Below are 22,945 nucleotides of genomic sequence, written 5' to 3' on the forward strand. Positions count from 1 at the left end.
CTAGCACTAGCGATTAGCTGACGCACTAGCAGTTGCCAGCGCCGAAGCGCTAGCACCGCTTGCGGGCTGAGAAGCAACGGTACCTTCAACACCGTCAGCCTCAAGAGCCCGTTGCAGAGCCTCATTCAGACGATTCTGAGCTTCACCATAGGCAGCCCAGTCACCATTCTTCATAGCAGCATCTGCATCTTCCATGGCGGTCTGAGCGTCCTCAAGAGCACCCTGCAGACCAGCAGCATCACTAGGAGCCGAGCCAGAAGAACCGGTATCAGCAGCTTCAGTGTCAGTTGCCTGAGCAGCTTCAGCCTCATTCACGCCGGCATCCGCTGCAGTTTCAGCGCCAGAAGAACCGCCAAAGAGCTCATTCAGTGCCTCATCAAGCGTGGGAGCAAAGCCAACGTTCTCACCGAAACCAACCAGTACGCGGCGCAGTGACGGGTAGGCTGCATCGCCCGATGACTGTACGTAAACAGGCTGGACGTAGAGAATACCGTCGCCCACAGGCAGAGTCAGCAGGTTACCGTTGATGACCGATGATGCACCGGTACGTAGCAGGTTCAGCTCGGTAGAGACCGCTGTATCAGAGTCAAAGACGTTCTGAGCCTGACCGGGGCCAGGGACAACTGACGAGCGGGGAAGCTCCAGCAAGGAGAGCTTGCCGTAATTCTCGCGCTTCTCGCCGTCCTGACCGGTACCAGCATCACCATTAGCAGACAGGAAGCCGTACATAACGTTACGGGTGTTGCTATCTGACTGCTGCGGGATGAAGGAGGTAGTCAGCGAGAAGTTCGCTGAATCTTCCCCTGGCATCTGCAGAGACATGTAGTAAGGCGGAAGCGGCTGGCCGCTATCGTTGGTGGGATCGTTAGGAATAGACCAGAGATCATCACCGGCGTAGAGGCTATTAGCGCGAGTCACGTGGTAGGCGTTGAGCACCTCACGCTGAACCTTGAAAAGATCCTGCGGGTAACGTACGTGATCAATCAGTGAAGCGCTCATTTCGCTATAAGGCTTCACGGTCTCGGGGAAAACCTTCTGCCAAGACTTCAGCACAGGGTCTTCGTCATCCCAGGCATAGAGGTTAACCGAACCATCGTAAGCGTTGACCGTTGCCTTCACCGAGTTACGGATGTAGTTAACCCGCTCGCTGGGCAGCGCCTGGGCAATGCCGGTGGCGGTGTCAGAGTCAGCAGTTGCGTTATCAAGCTCAGCTGACTGGGAGTAGGGGTACTGGTTGCTGGTGGTGTAAGCATCAACAATCCAAACCACCTGATCATCAACAATCGCAGGGTAAGGGTTGCCATCCACAGTCAGGTAGGGAGCTACCTTCTGAACACGCTCAGAGGGGTTGCGATCGTAGAGAATCTGGGATTCAGGACGCACCGCATCAGAAAGCAGAATGTCAGATGACTGGTACTTGATAGCGTAGGCAAGACGGTTAAAGGGGTTACCGATGTTAGGCCCGCCGTTACCGCTGAAGGTGTACTTGGCGTCAGCACCACTCTCATCGTCCGTGGTCTGGGGGCGGTCAAGCTCCAGCGGCTCATCCTCGGGGGTTCCACCAACAATGGAGTAGTCGGGGGATGATTCACCGAAGTAGATACGGGGCTCATAGCTCTCGCTAATGTCACCGGTTGCCTGGATGCCAGACTGGATGAACTTGGGCTTACCGTCGGCTTCTACCTGGTTGCCGTAAGCTGCGATAACGCCGTAACCGTGGGTGTAGACCACGTGCTGGTTAACCCAGGACGAACCGGAGTTCTGCGCGGGGTTTAGCTCACGGGCGGCAATAACGGTGTCCGTGGGGGTGCCGTCAATTTCGTAGCGGTCCACTGAGAGGTTTTGCCCAAACTGGTAGTAAGGGCGGAACTGCTGCAGCTGCGCGAAAGCCCCGGAAACCACGTTGGGGTCCAGTAGGCGAATATTCGAGACAGTCTCACTTTCACCGGATAGGGTTCCAGCGACGGTTGAAGTTTTCGCGTCGTAATTAGTGACCTCGATGGCATCCAGACCGTAAGCAGCGCGAGTAGCGTCAATATTGCGCTGGATGTAGGGTTCTTCAGCAGCCTGCTCGTTGGGTACTACCTGGAAGCGCTGAACGATCCAGGGGTAGAGGCTACCAGCAACCAGAGAAGCAATAACCAGCACCGCGGTACCAATCATGGGAAGACGCCAATTACCGTTGATGGCTGCCACGATAAAGAGAACCGCGACCAGCAGAGCCGCAATAGCGAGAATGGCCTTGACCGGGATGATGGAGTTTACGTCACTGTACATAGCGCCAGCCCAAGAACCGGACTGGTCCTGAGTAGTGTTGTAACGATCCAGCCAGAGCACAGCCGCGGTCAGCAGCAAGAAGATGCCACCCAGAATAGCGAAGTGCCGGCGGAAAGCCTTAGTCGTGGTAATGCCCTTTTCGTGTACCAGAATGCCACCGTAGAAGTAGTGCATGACCAGAGCTGCCATCGCTGCAAAAATGACGATGGTGCGCAGAACACCGGTCAGCAGATTCAGGAAGGGCAGGGTGAACATAAAGAAGCCCAGATCAATACCGAACTCAGCATCGGTGGCGCCAAAGCTCTCACCGTTGAAGAAAAGTAGAACGGTCTCCCACTGGGACATAGCCCCGGTGCCAATAAAAGCACCCAGGAGCAGAGGCACTGCAATCAACAGCACCTTACGCATCGAATCAACGCTATCGCGGTAGCGTGCCATGTTCTGATTGAACATTTCTTGAAAATCAGCGTAGGGATCGGGCAGCGGGTTGCCCTCAGCATCGACTCTGGGGCCACGCTGTTGAGGACGCTTGGGGTTGGGAGTTTGCAGTTCGCCGCGCTTGTAAGCGTAGAAGAGGCTTGCCCAGATCGCTAACCCTGAAATCAGAGCCACCACAGCAAAAATGATAATGCGGGTGAGATTTTCGGTGATGAACACCTTGAGGTAGCCCAGCTGGTTGTACCAGAGGACGTCGGTGTACACCTGGGTAGCAAAAACAAAAACTACGATGGCAACTGCAACGATAGCGGCTGTCATCATGAGGGGTTTATTTCTACGCCGAGGAGCGCGTGAAGAGGTGTTAGCGGTGCTTCCGGTACTCACACATGTTCCTTCGGTGTTGTAATGGTGCGCCGCAGATTGAGCGGCTACATAAATAACTGAACCGTGGTGAAACGGTTCAAGGTATTAGGCACCATTCTGCCAAAGAAAACAGGGGGTTTCGAGGTGAAAGGTAACATTCAGCTAGCAGAGGGAGATAAAACCTCAGTGCACTGGTCTTTAGGAGCAGGTGGGGAAGGTCGCCGGGTCTGAGCCCTTGCCAATCTGCTCTACTGCCTCCACAGCATCGGTAAGGGTCTCTACCTTCACCACGCTCAGCCCAGCAGGCACTCGACCCACCACTTCATCACAGTTCTCAGCGGGTGCAAGAAAGACGGTAGCCCCGGCGTCCAAGGCGCCCCGCATCTTTTGCGCGATACCTCCAATACCGCCTACGGCCCCATCGGTGTCAATGGTGCCGGTACCAGCGAAGTGCTCTCCCCCGGTCATCTCCCCCTCGGTGAGTTCATCGATAATACCGAGGGCGAACATCATGCCAGCAGAGGGGCCACCCACTTCCTCTAAGCCGTAATTAACGGTCAGCGGAAAGTCAAAGCTGCGTGCCAGATAGAGCCCCAAGAGATAGCTATCGTTCTCTTCGTTATAGACGGGGGTGATAGTGAACTCCCGTTCCGCTCCATCCCTCTGGACGGTGACGGTCACGGCATCCCCCTTAGGCTCATTAATTGCCTTTGTCAGGCTTTCAAAACCATCTAGCTTCTTCCCGTTGACCCGCAGAATAACATCCTGGTCCTCGATGAGCCCCTCGCTAGGGCCGCCTTCAGCCACCGCGGAAACAGTCAGATGCTCAGTAAAATCTTCACCAAGGTAGGTGAGCGCTGCCGCTTGAGCCACCTCCTGCGAATTGGTCATCTCTGCCGAATTACGCTGACTGACCTGTTCGTTGGTCACGGTGGGGGCATACATGAGGTCACTGGGCAGCACCGAGCCCGAATCACTCAGCCAGGCTGAAAGCACATTCAAGGCTCCTACCGTTGAGTTGGGCCCACCAGCTACGGACACAGTAGTCATATCAAGGGCGCCACTGACCGGGTAGGTCTCTGCGTCCTCAATCTCGATTAGTTGCTTCTCATTAAAATCACCGATGGTATTAAAGGTGGGGCCGGGCTGCTCAGTCACAAAGTTAGCCGGCGCCACAAAAGAACCAGCCACCAACGCCAGAGTTGCCCAGGCACTGACCCTGCGCAAATCGGTGCGGGCTGCAGGTGCCCCGTTCTTCTTAACCTTCTGAGAAAAAACCATAAGCAATAGCCTACAAGCAAAGTAACCCTGCCCCTACCCTGCGGGAATCTCTAAGCCAGCGCTTCAGTTGCTTTCCCCTACTCGGCATCCATTATTTACCCAGCAGACTCCCACTCGCCCAGGGCTAAACTACGGGGCAGTTAGAGGGCTGAGCAAGTAGGCTGGTAGAAGAACTGTGCAGCTTGAGGCTGCGCCCCTACCCAACAAGCGAGGCAGAGCATGACCAACAATCCATTTGGTAACTCCGGCAATGACCCCATGGAAGAATTCTTCAGAAAACTTCAAGAATCAGGCTTCGACCCCAACGCTATGGGTATGGGCGCCAACGGTGCTTTTGACCCTGAGGCCATGAAAAATATGGGGATGCCCATCGACCCCGCGATGCTTTCTGGCATCTTCGCGCAGGTCAACGCCATGATGAGCGCCCAGCCCACCGATGAACCGGTTAACTGGGACTTGGCTAAGCAGCACGCCCGGCAGGTGCTTACCGCGGGCTCTGACCCGTCCATGATGTCCAACCAGGAAGGCGCTGTTCGTGATGCAGCCGCTCTGGCTGACCTCTGGCTCGACCCCGTCACCGCCTTCGACCGCCCCGCCTTTAACGTTGAAGCCTGGTCCAAGGCAGAGTGGGTTGAGAACTCCTTTGATACCTGGAAAGAAATTGCTGGCCCCGTGGCGTCCTCGGTTTCTACCGCCATGAATACCTCTATTCAGACCCAGATGCCCGAAGAAATCAAAGGCATGCTGGGCGGTGGCAACATCTTTGCTGGAATTGGCGGCATGATGTTCGGTATGCAGGTGGGCCAGGCTATAGGCCAGCTTGCCGGTGAAGTTGTCTCCTCCACCGACATCGGCATTCCCCTAGCTCAAGGACGCTCGGCCCTGCTCCCCGGCGGTGTTGCTGCTTTTGGTGAAGGGCTTGAGATTCCTGCTCAGGAGGTCATGCTCTACCTAGCTGTGCGTGAAGTAGCCCTCACCCGTCTGCATAAGGCTAATCCCTGGCTGCGCGAAGACATTATAGAACTCATCAAACGCTACTCACGCGGCATCCACGTAGATATTGAACGGATGCAAGAAGCTGCCTCAGAGATTGAGCTTGACCCCACCAATCCCGAAGAAATGATGGCGGCTTTCAGCGGTGATATGTTCAAGCCGCAGAACACTGAGGACCAGCAGCTTGCCCTGGACCGCCTCGAAACTCTGCTAGCCCTTATCGAGGGATGGGTCACCCTCATCACCGAAGAAGCCACCAAAAACCTGCCCATGGCAGTTCAGCTGGCTGAGACCATGGCACGACGCCGCGCCACCGGCGGCCCTGCTGAGCATGCCTTCTCCCAGCTCGTTGGGTTGGAGCTCCGCCCCCGCAAAATGCGCGAGGCTCTGGGCTTCTGGCGCTCCTACGAAGAGGCCCACGGCTTTGAGGCTCGCGATGGCCTCTGGGCAGCTCCCGAGACGCTACCCACCAGCGAGGACCTCGATGACCCCGAAGGTTTCATCTCCCGCCGAGCCCTGCTCAACGCCAGCGAAGACGAGTTCGACGCAGCCCTCGAAAAGCTTCTCTCCGGCGGCTACGACGAAGAACCCGGTGCTGAAGACGATAACTCCGGCAAAAACTAGTTTTTTAACCTGAACCACACGATAAGGGGGTATGAAGGCTATTTCCGGTAGCTGGCTTGATGGAGAGCCTGGGTGCGAGTTCGCGAGCACTCAAGAGGGCTCGGAATCACCCGACTTCAGGAGGGTGTGGCATTTAAGGGTGCTACTGGAAATAGCCTTCATACCCCTCTTTTTTTATTTGTTCCTAACAGGTCTGTGCTGGCCGAAGGTAAGGCCCTCCAGGAAGGCTCGTGCCTCTTCAAGCTGCGGGTAGCGGGCTTCTAAAGCCCTAAAGCGGGCACTGTGGTTGGCTTCAACCAGATGGCAGAGTTCGTGAAAAAGTACTGCGTCTAGGGCGTAGGTGGGTGCCCCCTGCAAGACATCAGATATTCGGATGCTGAGCTGAGCCGGAGTAGCCGAACCCCACTGCTGTTTCTGATTACTCACCCAGCGGACGGAGGCCGGTTCGGGGCACTCCGGCAGATATTGAGCGCGAAGCTGGGCGGCTCGTCCTACCAAAAAGTCATCAGAGGTGACCTGCCGGAGATTAGCTTCTCTGCGTTCTCTGCGCGCTTGAACCTTGGGCAGGAGCTTCTCAAGGTAGCCCCAGACATCTGCCTGACTGCTAGTAGCGGGTACTAAAAGTCGCACCCGCCCATCATCCAGCGGCTGCGCTTGCACCGTGCGCCTGCGCCGCGCTGAACGCACGACCTCAATTTCGGGGCGACCCTCCCCTGCCTCAATGATCTGGAGTGATGAGGCCACTAGACGCCCTTGGGGGCAATATCGTTGATAAAGCGGGACCGCTGCCGGCCGCTTCGCCCACCTGGGGTGCGCGAGCGAGACCATGTAAAAGTTAGATGTTTGCGGGCACGGGTGATACCGACGTAAAAGAGGCGACGTTCCTCATCGACCGCATCGCTATTCTTAGCGAAGGAGATGGGCATCAGCCCCTCGTTAAGACCGCAGAGGAATACAGCGTCCCATTCCAGGCCCTTGGCTGAGTGGAGCGAGGCCAGGGTTACTCCGTTCATGGAAGGGGCGTCTCGCTGGGTTGAGCGTTGGAAGAGCACCGCCACGAACTCGTAAATGGTGAGTTCGGGCGGCAGCTCAGTAGCATCATTAGCTGCTGCCTGCTGGCGCTGTTGCTCCCTCTCATGAGTGAGACGGTCAGCCAGAGCTACCAGGGTCTCCAAGGATTCCCATCGCTGACGCACCTGACCGCTGCGCTCTGGGGCTTTCTCTGCCCAGCCCAGTGATTTCAGGTTATCGCACACCAGTTGCGGCACACTCTCAGCGGGGTCTGCCCCCTTGGCAGCCCCCTGAAGCATGCTGAGTGCAGCGCGCACTTCAGCTCGATCAAAGAATTTTTCAGCCCCGCGTAGCTGGTACTTAATTCCTGCATCGTTCAGGGCTTGTTCTAAGGCGGCCGACTGGCCATTGGTACGGTAGAGCACAGCTATCTCAGCTGCTGGCACACCGTCCTTCTCGATGAGATCCTTGATATCCTCGGCGATACCGGCGGCTTCTTGCTCATCATCAGCGTAACCAAACCAGGCGGCATCCGGCCCACCCGGACGCTGGGACTTGAGTTCCAGGGGCGGTGCCCAAGAGAAGCGAGTAGAGTCAGGCTGAACCCGGCGCGCTGCCAGCAGACGGTTAGCCAGCTGAACCACCTGGGGTGTTGAGCGGTAGTCACGAATCAGTTTAACCACCGTGGCGCCCTCAAAACGGCGGGGAAAATCAAGCAGGTGGCGGCTGGTAGCCCCGGCAAAAGAGTAAATAGTCTGGGAGGCATCGCCCACCACGCAGATGTCATCGCGCTGACCCAGCCAAGCGTCCAACAGGCGTTGCTGCAGCGGCGAGACGTCCTGGTACTCATCCACCACAAAGTGGCGGTACTGCTGATGAATCTGCCCAGCAATCTGCGGGTTCTCTTCAATAATGGCGATAGTCAGTAAGAGAATATCTTCAAAGTCAATAACGTTGCGCTCGTCCTTGAGCTCCTCATAGGTACGAAAAAGGCGCACCATATCAATGGGGGTAATATCCGCTGGCAACTCCCGGTTAGCCAGGCTTGGCATCAGGGTATCGGGGGTCAACATGGAGACCTTAGCCCACTCAATTTCAGAGGCTAAATCTCGCACTATCGCGCGATCCGTGCCCAAGCCTAAGCGCCTAGCGGATTCAATGATGTACTGCGCTTTATTTTTGAGGATCTCAGGGGTTGAGCCGCCAATTGCCTGCGGCCAAAAATACTTTAGTTGGGCCAGTGCAGCCGAATGGAAGGTGCGGGCCACCACGCCTACAGCCCCCAAAGCGCGCAGGCGCACCTTCATTTCTTCTGCCGCACGAGTAGTAAAGGTCAGCGCCAGAACACTGCGAGGGTTATAGCGCCCGATGGCAATGCCGTAAGCAATGCGGTGGGTAATCGCCCGGGTCTTACCGGTGCCCGCACCTGCTAACACGCACATGGGGCCGGATATTTCAGTGGCAACCCGGCGCTGCTCCGGGTCAAGGCCCTCAAGGATAGAATCAGCGCTACGCTGCGTTAGCTCAATGGGCTCAGCACGCAGACGATCAGTTTCTAGCACGAGGACTCCTTGGTTAGACGGGGCAGTCAACCAGTCTACCGTTTACAGGGGCTGCCCCAACCAGTGTTCAATCAGACGACGGGAAATCGAACTTTGACCCGGAAACTGAACTTCTTGATGTTGGTGGGCGGCAATGAGTTCCTGGCGGGTGAACCAGCGGATCGTTTCTATTTCGGCTCCGTCAGCTTTCACCTGCTGCGGGTTATCAATGACAGCAATGTAACCACACATGAGCGAACGGGGAAAGGGCCAGGGCTGGGAGCCCAGATAAGCCATGCCGACCACACGCCCACCGTTTTCTTCCCAGACCTCCCGAATCACGGCGTCCTCCAGAGACTCACCGCCCTCGACAAAACCGGCGAAGGTAGAAAAGCGCCCCGCACCCCAAGCTCTTGCCTGACCCAGCAGAATTTTTTCTTCGCCGTCTACCTGAGCGGTGACCGCTGTAATGACGGCGGGGTCGGTGCGCGGGAAAAGTTCCCGGCCGCTCTGGGTCACCCGCGCCCAACCGGCGCGTATGGCTAGGGTGGGTTCTCCGGTCGCGGGGTCAAACCTGTGCGAACCGTGCCAATTGGCCAGAGAAGCAGCAGCTGCCAGCGGCTGACCCCAGGCGAAAGCTAAGCCGCTGCCCTCATAGCCGTAGGCGGCATAGTCTCGGATCATCTCCCACTGCCCACCGGTTTGAGCGGCGAGGATGTCTGCCACGGTCTGCTCCTGCTGATCGAAGCCTTGCAGGTTCAGGGGTTGATGCCCGAGGTCCAAAAAATATTCAAAGTCACCGGTCAGGGCAAGGACCGGGGCATCCCCATCCTCTAGGGCCAGTAAACCGGCAAAAACGAGCCGGGCGGTGTGGTGGCTATCAGTAACTGCGTAGTCATGCCAGTGCTCAGCCTGCAGACCGTAGTGCGCCGCAAGATTTAGGGGCTCAGGAGTCTGCCCCTCTCCCATGCCCTTCACCAGTACCCTGCCGCGGTCCACCGCAAGTACCAGTGGCAGGTGCTCCCAAGGGTAGAGCTGCCCGTCGTCAGCCGCAGTAGCCGGCTGCCCGCCGTCCACTAACTGCGCCACTACTGCCGCTAAGAACCCAGGTTCATCGCGCACGCTACCCTGCTCGGAGAGACGATGCGGCACAAAAGGTAGACGACCCAGGGGCGAAAAATGCCCCGTCAGCGACAGATTCATCATATTTTCGGCATTCATCGGTTCTATGCCCCTCTATCTCTTGTACCCTGGAAGTGTGACTTCGACACCGCTTCAACTTGCCGCAATCGTATCAGCTGGCGTGCCAGGGCTCTACCCTGTAGCCGCCCTCCCCTCAGCTGATGACACCGTAGACTTCGACTCAGCGATCATTATCGACTCCGCTGATAAACGCTGGCGCGTCCGCGCCCCCAAAAACCCAGAAGCTAGCGTGCGACTTGAAGCAGAGCACATGATTCTGCAGTCCTTCTCTCCGGGGCTGCGCGCCCGGCTCCCCTTTTTGGTACCCACCATCGTCGGAACGGTACCCCAGGGCGGTCTGCAAACCTTTATCTACTCACATAATCCCGGTGCGCCCATCGATATTGATGAGCTAGCAGATATCAGCTACGGCAACCGCGGGGGCAAAACCGACATCGCAGAAGCTATCGCTGGCATCATCGCCACCGTGCACGTCTTCCCCGAAACCATCGTAGAAGAGGCTGACCTACCCGTTTATACCGGTGAACAGATTCGCGAGCGCCGCTTGGCTGAACTGGACCGCGCCGTAGCAACCGGTAAGGTGCCCTCAGGTCTGTTAGAACGCTGGGAAAAGCAACTCAATGATGTATCCCTCTGGCAGTTCCGCCCCCGCGTCATTCACGGAGATCTCAACGAAGACAACCTGGTGCTCGACAAGAAAACTATTGTTGAGGTAACCGGCTGGTCGGAGGTCTGTGTAGGCGACCCTGCCCAAGATTTCTCCTGGCTTTTTGCCTGCTCAGATACTGACTTCCGTGACCGCATCTTCGAGCTTTACCGCGACCAGATGCCGCAGCAGCCCGACGAACACCTTGAGTCCCGCGCTAACCTTTACGCTGAGTTCGGTTTAGCTCAGTGGCTGATTCGCGGAGTTGAGCTTGAAGACCGTGTGATGGTATCGGAGGCGGTCTCGATGCTCACCAGCCTTGAAACTGAACTGCGCGAAGTAGGGGCTCTTGACCCGCAGCCGGCTGCCCAGCTACCAGACAAAGTAGCCGACGACTTCTAAGCCACTGAGCCTGCTGCAGCCAGGCTTAACTGTGAGGCAGAAACTGCAGCCAGGCAGGAGGATGGCTGCAGATAAGTTGCTCAGTGATCCTCGCTAGCGCTGACGGGCCTGACCCAGTATCTTGGCAATCTTCTCTTCACTGACAAAGCTCTCCAGCGCCTTCTCTTTTCCATCAGCGGCGTAGAAGAAGGAAGCACTGATGTTCTCCAGGGGAATCTGGTGCAGGCGAGCGAAACCAATGCGGTAGAGCGCCAACTGAATACCTCTCTTGCTCATCTCCTTGGTGCTGGGTACTCGCCCGGTCTTCCAGTCCACCAGTTCCCAGGTTTCTTGGCCGTTCTCATCCTGGTAACGGAAGATAGCATCCACTCGGCCGCGCACCGTTACCCCATTGATGGGGGTCTCCAGGGGGTACTCGATGGCCCAGGGCGTTAGCTCTGCCCAGCGGCTAGCTAAAAAGTTAGAGCGCAGGGTGGGTAGGTCTAGCTCTTCTGCGGTGTCATCATCTTCGAAGTCTTCCTCCCCCAAGTCCAGCATGGCGCTCTGACCGTAGTGTTCTTCAACCCAGGTGTGAAAGAGGGTGCCCTGACGGGCTGCGATGCCGGGGCGCTGGGGCATGGGGCGCTGCAGGTTATCGATGACTGCCTCAGGGTTCTGCGCTAGCTGAACCAGGAGGGAGGCTGAAATGTGCTGGGGTAGCTCAAACTCTTGGTGATCTGCTGGGGCACACAAGATTTCAAGCAGCAGCCTCGTCTCTTCTTCCCAGTCTTCGATGTCAGCGGTCTCTTGGCCGTTGCTATCGGTGGCGGCCTGTGCACGAGACAGTTCTCCTGGCTCTAGCCCACCCAGGAACACGTTCTTGGCAGCGCGCTCAACTCTCTGACGCGGGGTGAGCTGGGGAGCTTCATCTCCGCTCGAGCGCAGCTCCGCGTGAGAAATACCGGATTCACTGACCGCTTCTACCCCGGCGGCCTCCAAATCTTCTAGAGAGGACCAGCTACGGATTTCTGGCCCGTTAAAGGGGTCAAAGGGCCAGAGGGCTGTGAGTAGGGTGGCTGATTGAGGGTTACCGGCTTCAAGCTGAGCCTCGTCAACACGCGCCAGCAGCTGAACGGCGTCCTGGCTATCGCTACCTGCCAGGTCTTGACCTCGGTCTAGTAGCTCTTGCAGGAAGTCTGAGACCTGCCGGGGTTTAGCCCCGGTACCCTTCCACGCTGAGCTGGTCAGCACCAGGAGAGACCGTGCCCGGGTGAAGCCCACGTAGGCGAGCCGGCGTTCCTCGGCGACACGATGTTCAATGGCCTGTTCCTTCATGACGCCCATGAACTCGCCGAAGTCCTTAAGGTTCTCAAAGTCATCGCGCCAGGGCGGCAGATAATTGGCGTCACCACGCAGTGGCCAGGGCAGGGTATCCCCTTTCTTAGTCCAGCGTTCGTCCTTACCATCGGGGAATTCACCGGCAGCTATACCGGGGATATACACGTGGTCCCATTCCAAACCCTTAGAAGCGTGTACGGTCAGCAACTGCACCGCATCATGGCGCGGCGCTTCCACCACCATATCCAGCCCACCCTCTTCGGCGGCAGCCGCATCAAGCCAGGCCAAAAAACCGCTGATGCCGCTAGCTGATGCGCCGGTAGCGGTCAGCGAAAAACGCACGGTTTCTTCAGCCTCGTCAGCGTCTAGACCGTTAGCTGCTGCTAACAGGAGTGCATTGATGCGCGGGGCGCTGGACTCGTAGGTAGCTGCGACCCCATGGAAGGCATCCAGGTGCTGCCGAGCTGCGTGTGAGCGGACGCCGGGGCGGGCTGCCAGTTCAATATCCAGTAGCATGGTGCGCTCAATTTCATAGAGCAGGGTAGAGAGGTCATCGGAGGTGAACTGACGCAGGTAGTTAATTTCTGCTGCTAGTGCCTGCAGACGGCCACGAGCCGCATTCGTCAATGACCGGCCGGTGCGGGGGCTAGCCCAACCCTCAGGGGGCAGGTTTTCAAGAGCCTCAACCAGCGACGCCCCGTCTGAGGTATCGGGGGCAGCAGAATCTAGAATACGGCGGTAACGTTCATAATCGGTGGTCTGTTCGGCTTCTTTGAGGCGGGTGATGTCCTGCCTGTTGCTCAGCCCCCGTGAGCGTACCTCATCGAGTTCATCAAGGGTTTCTTGTTCCACGCGCAGGGCAGCCGCCTCACCGGTGATACCAAAACGAATCTCGTACTCGCGCTGCTGTTTGAGTGCCCCCGCCCAGTCAGCGAAGGCCAGCAGGTCGCTGACGCCCAGACGCCAGCGAGCGCCGGACAGCAGTCTCATCAGCGCGTCAGAGCGCCCCGGGTCTGAGAGCACCCGCAAGACCGCGACCGTATCAACGATCTCGGGGGTATCCAGCAAACCTCCCAAGCCAACCACCTGGTAGGGCACGCCCTTGGCTTCGAAGGCGTCCCGCAGGGGTTCCATTTGGGCTCGCTTTTTGCATAGTACCGCCATCGTTGGCATCTCAGCTAGGGGACGGTGCGCGAAGGGCGCTCGCTGCTGGGCAATTTTTTCAGCGATAACCTCAGCTTCTTCCCGGTCGGTCAGGTACTCCCCTATTTCAACCCGGCCACTGCCCGGCTCGGGGCGTGGCACGAGGTTGGGCACTTCGATGGAGTGCTGGGAACGAACCCAATAAGGCTGCAGAGCTAGCGGAGCCGCGTTGGCGTTAGCTGCCGCCAGAATGGCGGTATCGTTACGCCAAGCAACCGTCAGATAGCGGGCGGTGCAGTCGGTGGTGGGGAAAAAGTCATAGAAGCTAAAGAGCTGACCGTCTGAGGCGCCACGGAAACCGTAGATGGACTGTTTGGGGTCACCCACTGCCATGACCGGATGTTCTGCAGCACCGTTTCTGGCTCCATACAGATCAGAGAAGAGCTGCATTTGGGCGTGGGAGGTGTCCTGGAATTCGTCCAAAAGCACCACTGCAAACCGCTCCCGCTCTGTAGAGGCGGCTAGCGGCACCTCCTGGGCGATCCGAGCGGCGTAAGCAATAAGGTCACCGTAGTCCATGACCTGCATTCTGCGTTTGACCTGGGAATAGCGCTTCACCAGCTCAGCATAGAAAATGCGCAGTTGCAGCCCCTGAACGAGAGTGCGCTGTTCAGCGGTTGCACCCTTACCGGTAGGCTTGCCCAATCCTTGAATTCGGTTAATCTGTTCCTGGCACCAGTCACTCACCTGCTCCGGGGTCACCAGGTGCTCAGCGCACTCCCCCGAGAGCTGCAAGACCGACTTCACCATGGATGATTTTGCCACCTCTTTTTCAGGCAGCTTTCCATCGTAGTGTTCGACCAACTGCGCCACCAACTGCCAGGCCTGAGCGCCGCCCAACATCTGCGCGTCGTCCTCAATACCGATGCGCAAACCGTAGGCGGCCACCAGAGAATTTGCGTAGGAGTGATAGGTCGACACTACGGGGTCGCCTACCGGCTCGTCCTGCGCACCCGGAGCCTGGCGCACCAGGTTCTGGCGGCGCAACTCTTCTAGGCGCCCGCGCATACGCTCGCGTAGCTCACCGGCGGCCTTACGGGTGAAGGTAACGCCTAGCACCTGGTCAGCACGCACCAGCCCATTAGCCACCAGCCAGACCACCCGATCCACCATGGTCGCTGTTTTTCCCGAACCTGCACCAGCCACCACCAGACGCGGAGTGAGCGGTGCTGAGATAATCTCGGACTGTTCGGGGGTAGGGCGGGGCCGGCCCAGGGCATCAGCAATCTGCTCCGGAGTCAGGTAGGGGTGCTGGCTATCAGGGAGTGAAGTAGTCATCATCTTGATCCTTAGAGGGCCGAGCGAGCGGTCAGTTGCCTGCCGCGGGAGCATAGCGGGCAGATATCGGGCAGGGCGCAGCCAATACCAAAGGCGCCGCCACCGGCATGACGAGCTTGTAGTTGCTCACCAGCAATGAGTTCTGCAGCCCGGTTAATGAGTTCTACTGCCCATGCGCTATCAGTATCGAGGGGAGCCTGCGCCTGTTCACCGTAGCTCTTAGTGCTGTCGCCAATCTGTAGCAGTAGGGCACCGCCGGAGAGCTCGCGCAGACCGGTAAATTCGAGAGTTTTTCGGCTAACAGAGCCGCCAGGACGCTGGTCAGAAGACTGCTCTTGCCCTGCTTGGTCCTGTGTGAGGGCCTCTTGCATGAGCTGGCCAGCGCCTGCTTCGAGAGCCACCTGGTAGGCAGCGAGCTGGGGGTGTTTTTCAAGGTCAGCTTTAGAGGGCTTAGACTTACCAGTTTTGAGGTCAATAATGATGAACCGCCCTAACTGGTCTTTCTCGATGCGGTCAACCCGGCCCGAAAGCAGGGCGTCCCGGGCAGGGCCCGGCACCAGAACGGTAAAGGAACCTTCAACTCCCACGAGTTCGCGCCCCTTACCGGGCAGTTCAGCCACGTAGCTGGCGAACTTTGAGACCATCTGCTCAGCCCGTTCGATGGTCTTGCGGCTCTCCCAGGTGTCTGGTAACCCCAGGGTGGGGAGCCGTCGGTGAAGCTCCTCTCGCAACTGGTGGCCAGGGGCATCCGGGAAGTCCTCACAAATAGAGTGAATAAGTGTGCCTAAGGAACGTGATGCGTCTGTAGCAGCTTCAGCTTTAGAGGCTGAGACGAACCAGTCTAGAGGTGAGCGGTGGATCTTCTCTAGTTGGGACGGCGAAATCGGCACCGGTCCGTCCCCCTCGAAGGCAGGGGTTGAAGACGATAGCGGTAAAAGGCCCCACCAATGAGCAGGGTTTACGCCGGGTAAGACCAGACCAGCGGTGTTCTCTGTGTTACTCAGGCGGTTGAGCAAGCGGGCCGCGGCGTCTGCCTTGCTGGGCGAGATGTGCTGGCTTTCAGCCCACTGACGCAACTCCGCAATCAGTGAGCGCAGAGTCATGGGGCGGCGCACCTCGGTGTTGGACCGTTCGCCGCCGGGGGCCGGGGCGAAGATATCGAGCAGTTCGCTGGCTGCCTCATCGGCGGACGAGACCGCCGTGCAGACCACGCGGTAGCTGGCACGGGAGACGGCAGTGGAGAACATGCGGAACTCATCAAAGCGGGTTTCTTTGAGACGTTCTAGCAGCCGCCCGGGACCATAGGCAGCGCCGGTCGCCAGATCAACCAGATCTTGGGTTCCTAGCAGAGAACCACGCACGGTGGTGTTAGGCCAGGTGCCTTCTTGCAAGCCAGCAATGTAGACCGTCTCCCACTGCCTGCCGGCGGCCAAGGCTGGGGTCATAATTTCTACTGCATCTCGGTTGCCAGTGCGTTCTGCCAGGGTATCCATGGGCAGGTCTTGGGCATCAATGTAGGTGAGGAACTGCTCGGCAGTGGCACCGGGCATCTGGTCGGTGTAGCGTTCTGCGGCCTCAAAGAGCCCAATCATAGCGTCAATATCACGGTTAGCACGATCTGCAGCTGTTCCGGTACCAGCGGCTAGTTTCTTCCATTCAGCGGCTAGACCGGACGCCTCCCAGAGCGCCCAAAGCACTGTTTCAGCGGTCGCACCCGGTTGATCCAGTGCGATATTGCCTGCTTTGAGGACAGATGCCAGTCTGCTAGCGGCCCTACCCGCCCCGCTGGTGGGTAGCAGCTCGGGGTGAATCAGGGCTTCAACCAAAAGCTCATCGCTGTTACGCCCCCTCCCTGCTCGCAGATCAGCGGCCCGTAGATGCTGACGCAGACGGCGAATTTCAGCGGTGCTGGCTCCACCCAGACGAGAAGTGAGCAGAGACAGCGCTGTATCAACCCCCAGCCCCCAAGCAGAACCCGGCGCCGGGGTGAAGGGTGAGACTTCTCCCGTTTCGGTCAGTTGGTTCTGCTCTTCAGCCGGTCCCTTGTCCTTTGCTTGAACGGTCTTAGGGGCTTCTCCCAGCGACCTGGTGTGCAGCAGGAGCCCTAGAGCATCGAGGAAGGGGCGAGCTGCCGGTTCATCGCGCACCGGGGTGATAGAAGCTGCTGTTTGCACGGGTACACCCAAACCGGTAAGCGCCCTCTTGATACGAGTGACATCGGAACCGTTGCGCACAATGATGGCAGAGCGTCGGTAGGATCTACCCCGGTAGAGGTGGTCCTCTAAAATCATCTGCCCCAGCAGGCGGCTCTCGTGCTGGGCACTTTCTACGGTCAGCCCCAAAACCGCCGGGTGAGGATCCGCCGCTTTTTCAGGGTCAAGTAGGGCGCCGTCGTCCCCCAGATGAAGCAAAGCCTGATCGCCTTCAACCTGCCGTGAAGTAAACGAAAGCTGACGCGGGTGCACCGCACCGGGGACGGCGGGCAGGCGGCTAACAAGTGCCGCCCAGCTGCTAGCCACGGCCTCTGGCATTCGGTAAGAGACCGTGAGTTGCTCTTGAACCAGCTCCCCCATCATGTCACCCAGCCCAGATGCTAGCTGAGGCACCGCACCGCGGAAGCCCTGCACCACTGTATCTGTGCAACAGGTCAAAATGACACGGGGAGCGGCAGTAAAGGCTGCGGCAAGTTGCTCTGCGGCGTGCTCGCCCAGCCCCTGCACCGAGCTGCGGCTACGGCTCAACAGATCATCCAGCGACCTCCCCGCCAGGGCAGAGAGAAGCCGATAAATAGAAGGAGTCAGCTCCTGCACATCATCCACTAGCACCACATCGAACCGAGACCGTTCGGCCGCCAAAAACTCAGGGTTAGCCAGCAGAACCTTAACAGCCTCATGAATAAGGGCAGCGGGGTCAAAGGCCTGGGGCGCTCGCAGGGCACGAATCTGCCGGTACTCGGCATAAAGCTTGCCCACCGCCATCCATTCAGGGCGCCCTGCCTGCTGCCCCAGCTGCTGCACCGCCTCGGCTGAGAGGTCGTGTTCTGCCAGGCGGTCAAAGAAATCTCGCACCTCGTGCCTAAAACCCCTGGTGTCAAGAGCCTCACGCAGATCCTGGGGCCAGGTCAGGCTAGTACCATGCCCCTGCTGGTGGCCCTCAAGAAGTTCTCTAATCAGTACATCCTGCTCGGGGCCGCTCAAAAGTTTGGGGGAAAATTCGACCCCCGGCAGGTAGCCCTGCACATGGGCCCGGCGCAGAAGATCGAAGGCGTAGGCCTGCCAGGCTCGCACCGGAGCGGTAGAAACCGTGGCTGAGATACGCGATGAAAGCTCCTCGCGGAAGCGGGTGGCAGAGACACGCGAAGGGGTCAGCACCAGCAGGCGGGCAGGGTCAGCGCCGCCGTCCAAAAACTCCTGGGCTGCGCGTAGCAGACGCTCGGTCTTACCCGTGCCCGGCGCGCCCAAGAGAAGACGGGCAGGTGTCTGTGCCCCCAGAAGGTGTTCAGCGGTCATCGGTAGCTCTCCTTTGGCTCTACCCCATCATTTCATCACAGGGGTCTGACACTTTAAGCATTGTGCGCTCAAGGGCAGAAAATATTTTTTATCACCTCCTGCCAGCGGCTACTATCGAGGTATGACTTCATGGACAGACCTGCCCCGCGCCACCTTCGACCTTGAAACCACCGGCGTTGACCCCGCAACCGCTCGTATTGTCACCGCCTCCCTGGTCTTGGTGGACGCCGACGGTCAGGTATTGCGCGCCGGTGAGTGGCTAGCTGACCCGGGCATTGAAATTCCAGCCCCAGCAGCCGCGGTACACGGAATCACCACCGAATACGCCCGTGAACACGGTCAGCCTGCGGCCAAAGTAGCCTATGAGGTGGCTATGGCGCTGGGCGGTCTCTTCGCGGATGGGGTGCCCGTGATTGCTTTCAACGCTTCCTACGATTTCTCGGTCATGCATCACGAGCTAGCCCGCTATGACTACCCGCCACTGACCTGCTACCCCGTGCTGGACCCCCTGGTCATCAACAAGCACGTGCACAAGTTCAAGAAGGGCAAGCGCACCCTAGAAGTCCTCGCCGGTGAGTACGGCGTAGAACTTGAAAACGCTCACACTTCAAAGGACGACGCTCTGGCCGCCGAGCGTCTGTTGACCGCCATGAGCCTGGAATACGACGAGATTGAGCAACCTGCCGCTGACCTGCACAAAGCCCAAATTACCTGGGCTGCTGAGCAGGCCAAAGAGCTGCAGGAATACTTTGACCGCATTGGCAAACAGGCTGACATTAGCGGTGAATGGCCGGTGCGTACCGGCGAGTAGGATTAAAGACGCACATCCTTCTTAGACCTGTGAGGGCACCATGAACGACACCATCAGCGCCGCCTATAGGGGTTCAAACCCCAGCGAGCACCGTCTGCTGATGGACCAGTCAGCAGTAGTGATGAAACTGGGTCTGTTGCTCATGCAGTCTGGGGCCTCTGCCTACAGGGTTAAATCTTCCATGTCACGCCTTGCAAGAGCAGTGGGGCTGGATGAGCACCACGCCCAAATTAGCTTTACCGAAATCTCTACGACCTCTTATTCGGGGAACAACTTTCGCACCGAGGTCGCCGAGACTCGTATCAAAGGCATTAACGCCTTCAAAATTGATGTACTGGGTGACTTTGTTTCATCCCTACCCGAGCACATCAGCCCGATACAGGCCAGCGCTACCCTGGATCGCATCGGCGCGGAAAAGCCCATCTACCCTCCCTGTCTCCTAGCCCTAGCAGCTGCTTTTGCCTGCGCAGGCTTTGCCTTCCTTAACCGGGGCGGCATCATCGAGTGCGCTGTAGTTCTGCTCGCTGCCTTCGCTGGCCAGCTACTACGCTCCACGCTAGCGCACAAGGGAATGAACCATGCAGCAGTCTGGTTACTGTGTGGCCTTTTGTCAGCGGGCCTTTATGTGGGTGTTATGAACGCCCTCATTGCCCCTGGGTTCATTGGCGATAACCACCTGGTGGGCTTTATATCATCGGTGCTCTACTTGGTGCCCGGCTTTCCTCTGGTGACCGGGCTCTTAGATCTTTTCCGCATGGATTTTGCCGCCGGTATCAACCGGCTAACCTACGTCATGCTGCTGCTGGTTTCAGCTTCCTGCGCTGTCTGGCTGGTCTCCACGGCCTTTGACCTGCCCTTAGAGCAGGCAGCGTCACCTCATATCGCCACCTGGCTGCTAGTGCTGGCGCAGGTGGTGGCGTCCTTCATCGCCGCTTTCGGCTTCGCCATGCTCTTCTCGGCTTCCCCTCTTGCCTGCTTCTGGGCCGGAGTAATAGCGGCTGGAGTAAACCCGGCGCGTATCTGGTTGGTGGAGACGGGGTGGGCACCCCACCTGGCAGTTGCTACCGCTGTTTTCGCTGCAGGAGTGCTGTCTGAGATTCTTGCCCCTGCTTTTGGACGCCGCGTCTCCCGCGTCTCCCTCTCGGTGCCGGCGGTTGTGACCATGGTTCCGGGTGTCAGTTTTTATATGTCGATGGCACATTTCTCCAACGGAAATATCTCCGCGGCTCTCGAGAGCTTTGTGCAGGTGCTCTTTATTTTCATGGCGCTGGGCATGGGCTTGGCCTTCTCACGCCTGCTCATGGACCCCGACTGGCGCTATGACCGCGACACCCAGGACGTCGCCAGTCTGCCGACCGGGCATACCCGCTAGGCTTCCAACCCCCTAAGATAAGGATTGTTGGAGAGCAAGTAAAAACCCGGCGCCTTTCGACGTGCCCCGGCAGAATCAGACCGATACATCGCATCACATGAACCCAAATTTTCCCAAAACCGTGTAATCCTTCACTCACAATCTCACAGAGGTTAGTGATTTTAATAAGTAGACGCACCTACTTCTTGCCAGCAAGTGAGCTGAGTAAGAAGCAGGTGCGTCTACTGTGTTGTGGGGTTGAAAGGGGCTAGGCCTCTCCCCTCTTAGGCGGTGGCTGCGGCTGCTGCCTGCGCGGCGTCCGGCAAGGCGGAGACGATGAGGTCCATGGCGGCATCATCGTGGGAAGCCGAAAGGAACCAGGCCTCAAAAGCGCTGGGCGGCAGGTAGACACCGGAGTTAAGCATGGAGTGGAAGAAAGCGTTGTAGCGGTAGGTCTGTGACGCCTTAATATCAGCGTAGTTGTGCACCCCAGCCTGGCTAGTGCCAAAGGCAACCGAGAAGAGGTTACCGGCAGTCTGGATAGAGTGGTCCACGCCCGCAGCGTCAAAGGCACTCTTGAGCTCAGTCTGGAGCTGGACTGAACGCTGGTCGATAGTCTGATAGACACCAGCGTCAGCTGCCTTGAGGGTTGCCAGGCCCGCTGCCATAGCGATGGGGTTACCTGAGAGGGTGCCTGCCTGGTAGACGGGGCCGGTGGGTGCCAGGTACTCCATGACCTGACGCTTGCCGCCCAGAGCAGCCATAGGCATACCGCCACCAATGACCTTGCCGAAGGTGAAGAGGTCGGGCACCCAGCCGCCGTCCTCGGGTGAAGCGAAGCCCCAGTAACCGGCAGATGAAACACGGAAGCCGGTCAGCACCTCGTCAAAGATGAAGAGGGCGCCGTTTTCCTTGGTGACCTGGCTCAGGAACTTGTTAAAGCCGGGAGCAGGTGGAACCACACCCATGTTGCAGGGAGCTGCCTCAGTGATGATGGCTGCAATCTCACCGGGGTGGGCAGCAAAGGCAGCACGTACGGCGTCCTCGTCGTTGTAGGGCAGGACGATGGTCTCGGCCGCCGTTGCTGCGGTAACACCCGCAGAACCAGGCAGAGAGAGGGTAGCAACGCCTGAGCCAGCCTCAGAAAGCAGAGCGTCAACGTGGCCGTGGTAGCAGCCAGCGAACTTGATGACCTTGTCGCGGCCTGTGTAACCGCGTGCCAGGCGAATAGCGGTCATGGTGGCCTCGGTACCGGTGGAGACCATACGAATCTGGTCGATAGCACCAGGAATAGCGGCATTGATACGGTCCACGACCAGTTCAGCCAGTTCGGTTTCAGCAGCGGTGGAAGCGCCGAAGGAGAGCCCGTGCTCTACGGCGGCGTGTACAGCCTCAATCACGCCGGGGTGCTTATGGCCCAGGAGCGCCGGGCCCCAGGAGCAGACCAGGTCAACATAGCTGCGACCGTCAGCGTCGGTCAGGTACGGGCCCTGGGCTTCCACCATAAAGGCGGGGGTGCCGCCCACAGAGTTGAAGGCACGGACCGGGGAGTTAACGCCGCCGGGAATCACCTTGGCGGAGCGAGCGAAGAGATCTTCTGAAACAGTCATATTAGGGAACCTTTCAGTGGTAAAGCAGGTGTTCTACCTGCCCTGAGGTCAAGAGGAAATGAGGGATTAGCGCTGGTTAAGCCAGCCGGCGGCTTCGGTGGCGTAATAGGTCAAAATCATGGTGGCACCGGCGCGGTGGATGCCGGTCAGCGCTTCAAGGGCAACCGCCTTGCGGTCAATCCAGCCCTGAGCTGCAGCTGCCTCAATCATGGCGTACTCGCCGCTGACGTGGTAAGCAGCAACCGGAACGGGTGAGAAGTCGGTAATTTCGCGGACGATATCCAGGTAGGCGGTGGCAGGTTTGACCATGACCATATCGGCGCCCTCTTCAATATCAAGGGCGGCCTCGTAGAGGGATTCGCGGCGGTTAGCTGGGTCCTGCTGGTAGGTCTTGCGGTCACCGGTGAAGGTTGACCCCACGGCATCGCGGAAGGGGCCAAAGAAGGCTGAAGCGTACTTGGCGGAGTAGGCGAGGATGGAGACGTGGCTATAACCGGCATCGTCCAGGGCTGCCCTCATGGCAGAGATCTGGCCATCCATCATGCCCGAGGGGCTGACGGTGTGAGCGCCGGCTTTGGCCTGGGAGACAGCCATCTTGCAGTAGGCTTCCACAGCTGCGTCATTATCAACAGACACTACGCCGAAGTCATCGGTGGTCAGCGGGCCGCAGTGGCCGTGGTCGGTGAACTCGTCCAGACAGGTATCAGCAACGATGACAATCTGCTCACCAAATTTCTTACGGACGGCGGCAATAGCGCGGTTGAGAATACCGTCATCTGCCCAGGCCACCGAGCCGGCGGCGTCCTTGTCTTCGTCCTTGGGCACACCGAAGAGGTCAATGGCGGCGACGCCGGCGTCAATAGCTTTTTGAACCTCCCCCAGTACGGAATCCAGGGTGTGCTGGTACTGGCCTGGCATGGAAGCGATTTCAACGGGTGCGTCGATGCCGTCGCGCACAAAGAGCACCTGAATCAGGTTGGCAGGTGCCAGGCGGGTCTCAGCGGTCAGCGCGCGCATGGGGCCGCTGGTGCGCAGGCGGCGGGGGCGCACGGGTAAATCAAGGCTGGGTTTTGAGAACATCGTTGGT

13 protein-coding genes are annotated in these 22,945 nt (G+C 58.5%); 4 read left to right on the plus strand and 9 right to left on the minus strand.

The genetic code is table 11. The features are described from left to right. Positions 1 to 6: 6 nt before the first annotated feature. Together L6990_RS00315 and L6990_RS00320 are read right to left on the minus strand one after the other, a co-directional pair. Entirely contained in the window at positions 7 to 3,036 is a 3,030-nt protein-coding gene (locus tag L6990_RS00315; RefSeq protein ID WP_237202416.1) for a UPF0182 family membrane protein, read from the minus strand. A 240-nt stretch (positions 3,037 to 3,276) separates the two neighbouring features. Then, a complete protein-coding gene (locus L6990_RS00320) occupies positions 3,277 to 4,359 on the minus strand; it encodes a YlbL family protein (RefSeq protein WP_237202090.1) in 1,083 nt (360 codons plus the stop codon). A gap of 219 nt (positions 4,360 to 4,578) precedes the next feature. On the opposite strand from L6990_RS00320, the gene L6990_RS00325 reads away from it, so the two are divergent. Continuing rightward, positions 4,579 to 5,976 (plus strand): zinc-dependent metalloprotease, encoded by a 1,398-nt coding sequence (locus tag L6990_RS00325; protein WP_237202091.1) that lies wholly within the window; start codon positions 4,579 to 4,581, stop codon positions 5,974 to 5,976. Positions 5,977 to 6,150: 174 nt separating this feature from the next. Here L6990_RS00325 and L6990_RS00330 read toward each other — a convergent pair whose 3' ends face one another. Genes L6990_RS00330 through nudC form a run of 3 tightly spaced genes read right to left on the minus strand, consistent with a single transcriptional unit; the run spans position 6,151 to position 9,749 of the window. Further along, positions 6,151 to 6,720 carry a M48 family metallopeptidase gene (locus L6990_RS00330; RefSeq protein WP_237202092.1) on the minus strand — a complete coding sequence of 190 codons (570 nt, stop codon included), beginning with the start codon at positions 6,718 to 6,720 and terminating at the stop codon, positions 6,151 to 6,153. Then, a complete protein-coding gene (locus tag L6990_RS00335) occupies positions 6,720 to 8,549 on the minus strand; it encodes an ATP-dependent helicase (RefSeq protein ID WP_336604460.1) in 1,830 nt (609 codons plus the stop codon). The genes L6990_RS00330 and L6990_RS00335 overlap by 1 nt, the downstream gene beginning before the upstream one ends. 42 nt (positions 8,550 to 8,591) lie before the next feature. Then, positions 8,592 to 9,749: an NAD(+) diphosphatase gene (nudC, locus tag L6990_RS00340; RefSeq protein WP_237202093.1), complete on the minus strand. Its 1,158-nt coding sequence runs from the start codon at positions 9,747 to 9,749 to the stop codon at positions 8,592 to 8,594. 37 nt (positions 9,750 to 9,786) lie between these two features. Between nudC and L6990_RS00345 the strand changes: the two genes are divergently transcribed. Then, positions 9,787 to 10,779, plus strand: coding sequence for a phosphotransferase (locus L6990_RS00345; protein WP_237202094.1), 993 nt, complete (start codon positions 9,787 to 9,789; stop codon positions 10,777 to 10,779). 93 nt (positions 10,780 to 10,872) lie between these two features. On the opposite strand, the gene L6990_RS00350 is transcribed toward L6990_RS00345, so the two are convergent. Both L6990_RS00350 and L6990_RS00355 read right to left on the minus strand, forming a co-directional pair. Further along, on the minus strand, positions 10,873 to 14,580 hold the full coding sequence (locus tag L6990_RS00350; protein WP_237202095.1) for an ATP-dependent DNA helicase: 3,708 nt from the start codon (positions 14,578 to 14,580) through the stop codon (positions 10,873 to 10,875). 8 nt (positions 14,581 to 14,588) lie between these two features. Continuing rightward, entirely contained in the window at positions 14,589 to 18,086 is a 3,498-nt protein-coding gene (locus L6990_RS00355) for a UrvD/REP family ATP-dependent DNA helicase (protein ID WP_237202096.1), read from the minus strand. A gap of 121 nt (positions 18,087 to 18,207) precedes the next feature. Between L6990_RS00355 and L6990_RS00360 the strand changes: the two genes are divergently transcribed. After that, positions 18,208 to 18,897: a 3'-5' exonuclease gene (locus L6990_RS00360; RefSeq protein WP_237202097.1), complete on the plus strand. Its 690-nt coding sequence runs from the start codon at positions 18,208 to 18,210 to the stop codon at positions 18,895 to 18,897. Between the two features lie 40 nt (positions 18,898 to 18,937). Further along, entirely contained in the window at positions 18,938 to 20,269 is a 1,332-nt protein-coding gene (locus tag L6990_RS00365; RefSeq protein WP_237202098.1) for a threonine/serine ThrE exporter family protein, read from the plus strand. Between the two features lie 263 nt (positions 20,270 to 20,532). Here the strand turns inward: L6990_RS00365 and hemL are convergent, their stop codons facing one another. Further along, a complete protein-coding gene (gene hemL / locus L6990_RS00370) occupies positions 20,533 to 21,858 on the minus strand; it encodes a glutamate-1-semialdehyde 2,1-aminomutase (protein WP_237202099.1) in 1,326 nt (441 codons plus the stop codon). Between the two features lie 66 nt (positions 21,859 to 21,924). Further along, positions 21,925 to 22,938: a porphobilinogen synthase gene (hemB, locus tag L6990_RS00375; RefSeq protein ID WP_237202100.1), complete on the minus strand. Its 1,014-nt coding sequence runs from the start codon at positions 22,936 to 22,938 to the stop codon at positions 21,925 to 21,927. Positions 22,939 to 22,945: the final 7 nt, after the last annotated feature.

It is taken from the genome of Rothia endophytica (assembly GCF_928381505.1).
In the GTDB taxonomy this organism is placed as follows: domain Bacteria; phylum Actinomycetota; class Actinomycetes; order Actinomycetales; family Micrococcaceae; genus Rothia; species Rothia endophytica_A.

Coding starts and splice junctions, on each gene's coding strand:
- L6990_RS00350 (WP_237202095.1), bottom strand. CDS start 14,580: ATGATGACTACTTCACTCCCTGATAGCCAGCACCCCTACCTGACTCCG.
- L6990_RS00355 (WP_237202096.1), bottom strand. CDS start 18,086: ATGACCGCTGAACACCTTCTGGGGGCACAGACACCTGCCCGTCTTCTC.
- L6990_RS00320 (WP_237202090.1), bottom strand. CDS start 4,359: ATGGTTTTTTCTCAGAAGGTTAAGAAGAACGGGGCACCTGCAGCCCGC.
- hemL (WP_237202099.1), bottom strand. CDS start 21,858: ATGACTGTTTCAGAAGATCTCTTCGCTCGCTCCGCCAAGGTGATTCCC.
- L6990_RS00315 (WP_237202416.1), bottom strand. CDS start 3,036: ATGATGACAGCCGCTATCGTTGCAGTTGCCATCGTAGTTTTTGTTTTT.
- L6990_RS00325 (WP_237202091.1), top strand. CDS start 4,579: ATGACCAACAATCCATTTGGTAACTCCGGCAATGACCCCATGGAAGAA.
- hemB (WP_237202100.1), bottom strand. CDS start 22,938: ATGTTCTCAAAACCCAGCCTTGATTTACCCGTGCGCCCCCGCCGCCTG.
- nudC (WP_237202093.1), bottom strand. CDS start 9,749: ATGAATGCCGAAAATATGATGAATCTGTCGCTGACGGGGCATTTTTCG.
- L6990_RS00365 (WP_237202098.1), top strand. CDS start 18,938: ATGAACGACACCATCAGCGCCGCCTATAGGGGTTCAAACCCCAGCGAG.
- L6990_RS00360 (WP_237202097.1), top strand. CDS start 18,208: ATGACTTCATGGACAGACCTGCCCCGCGCCACCTTCGACCTTGAAACC.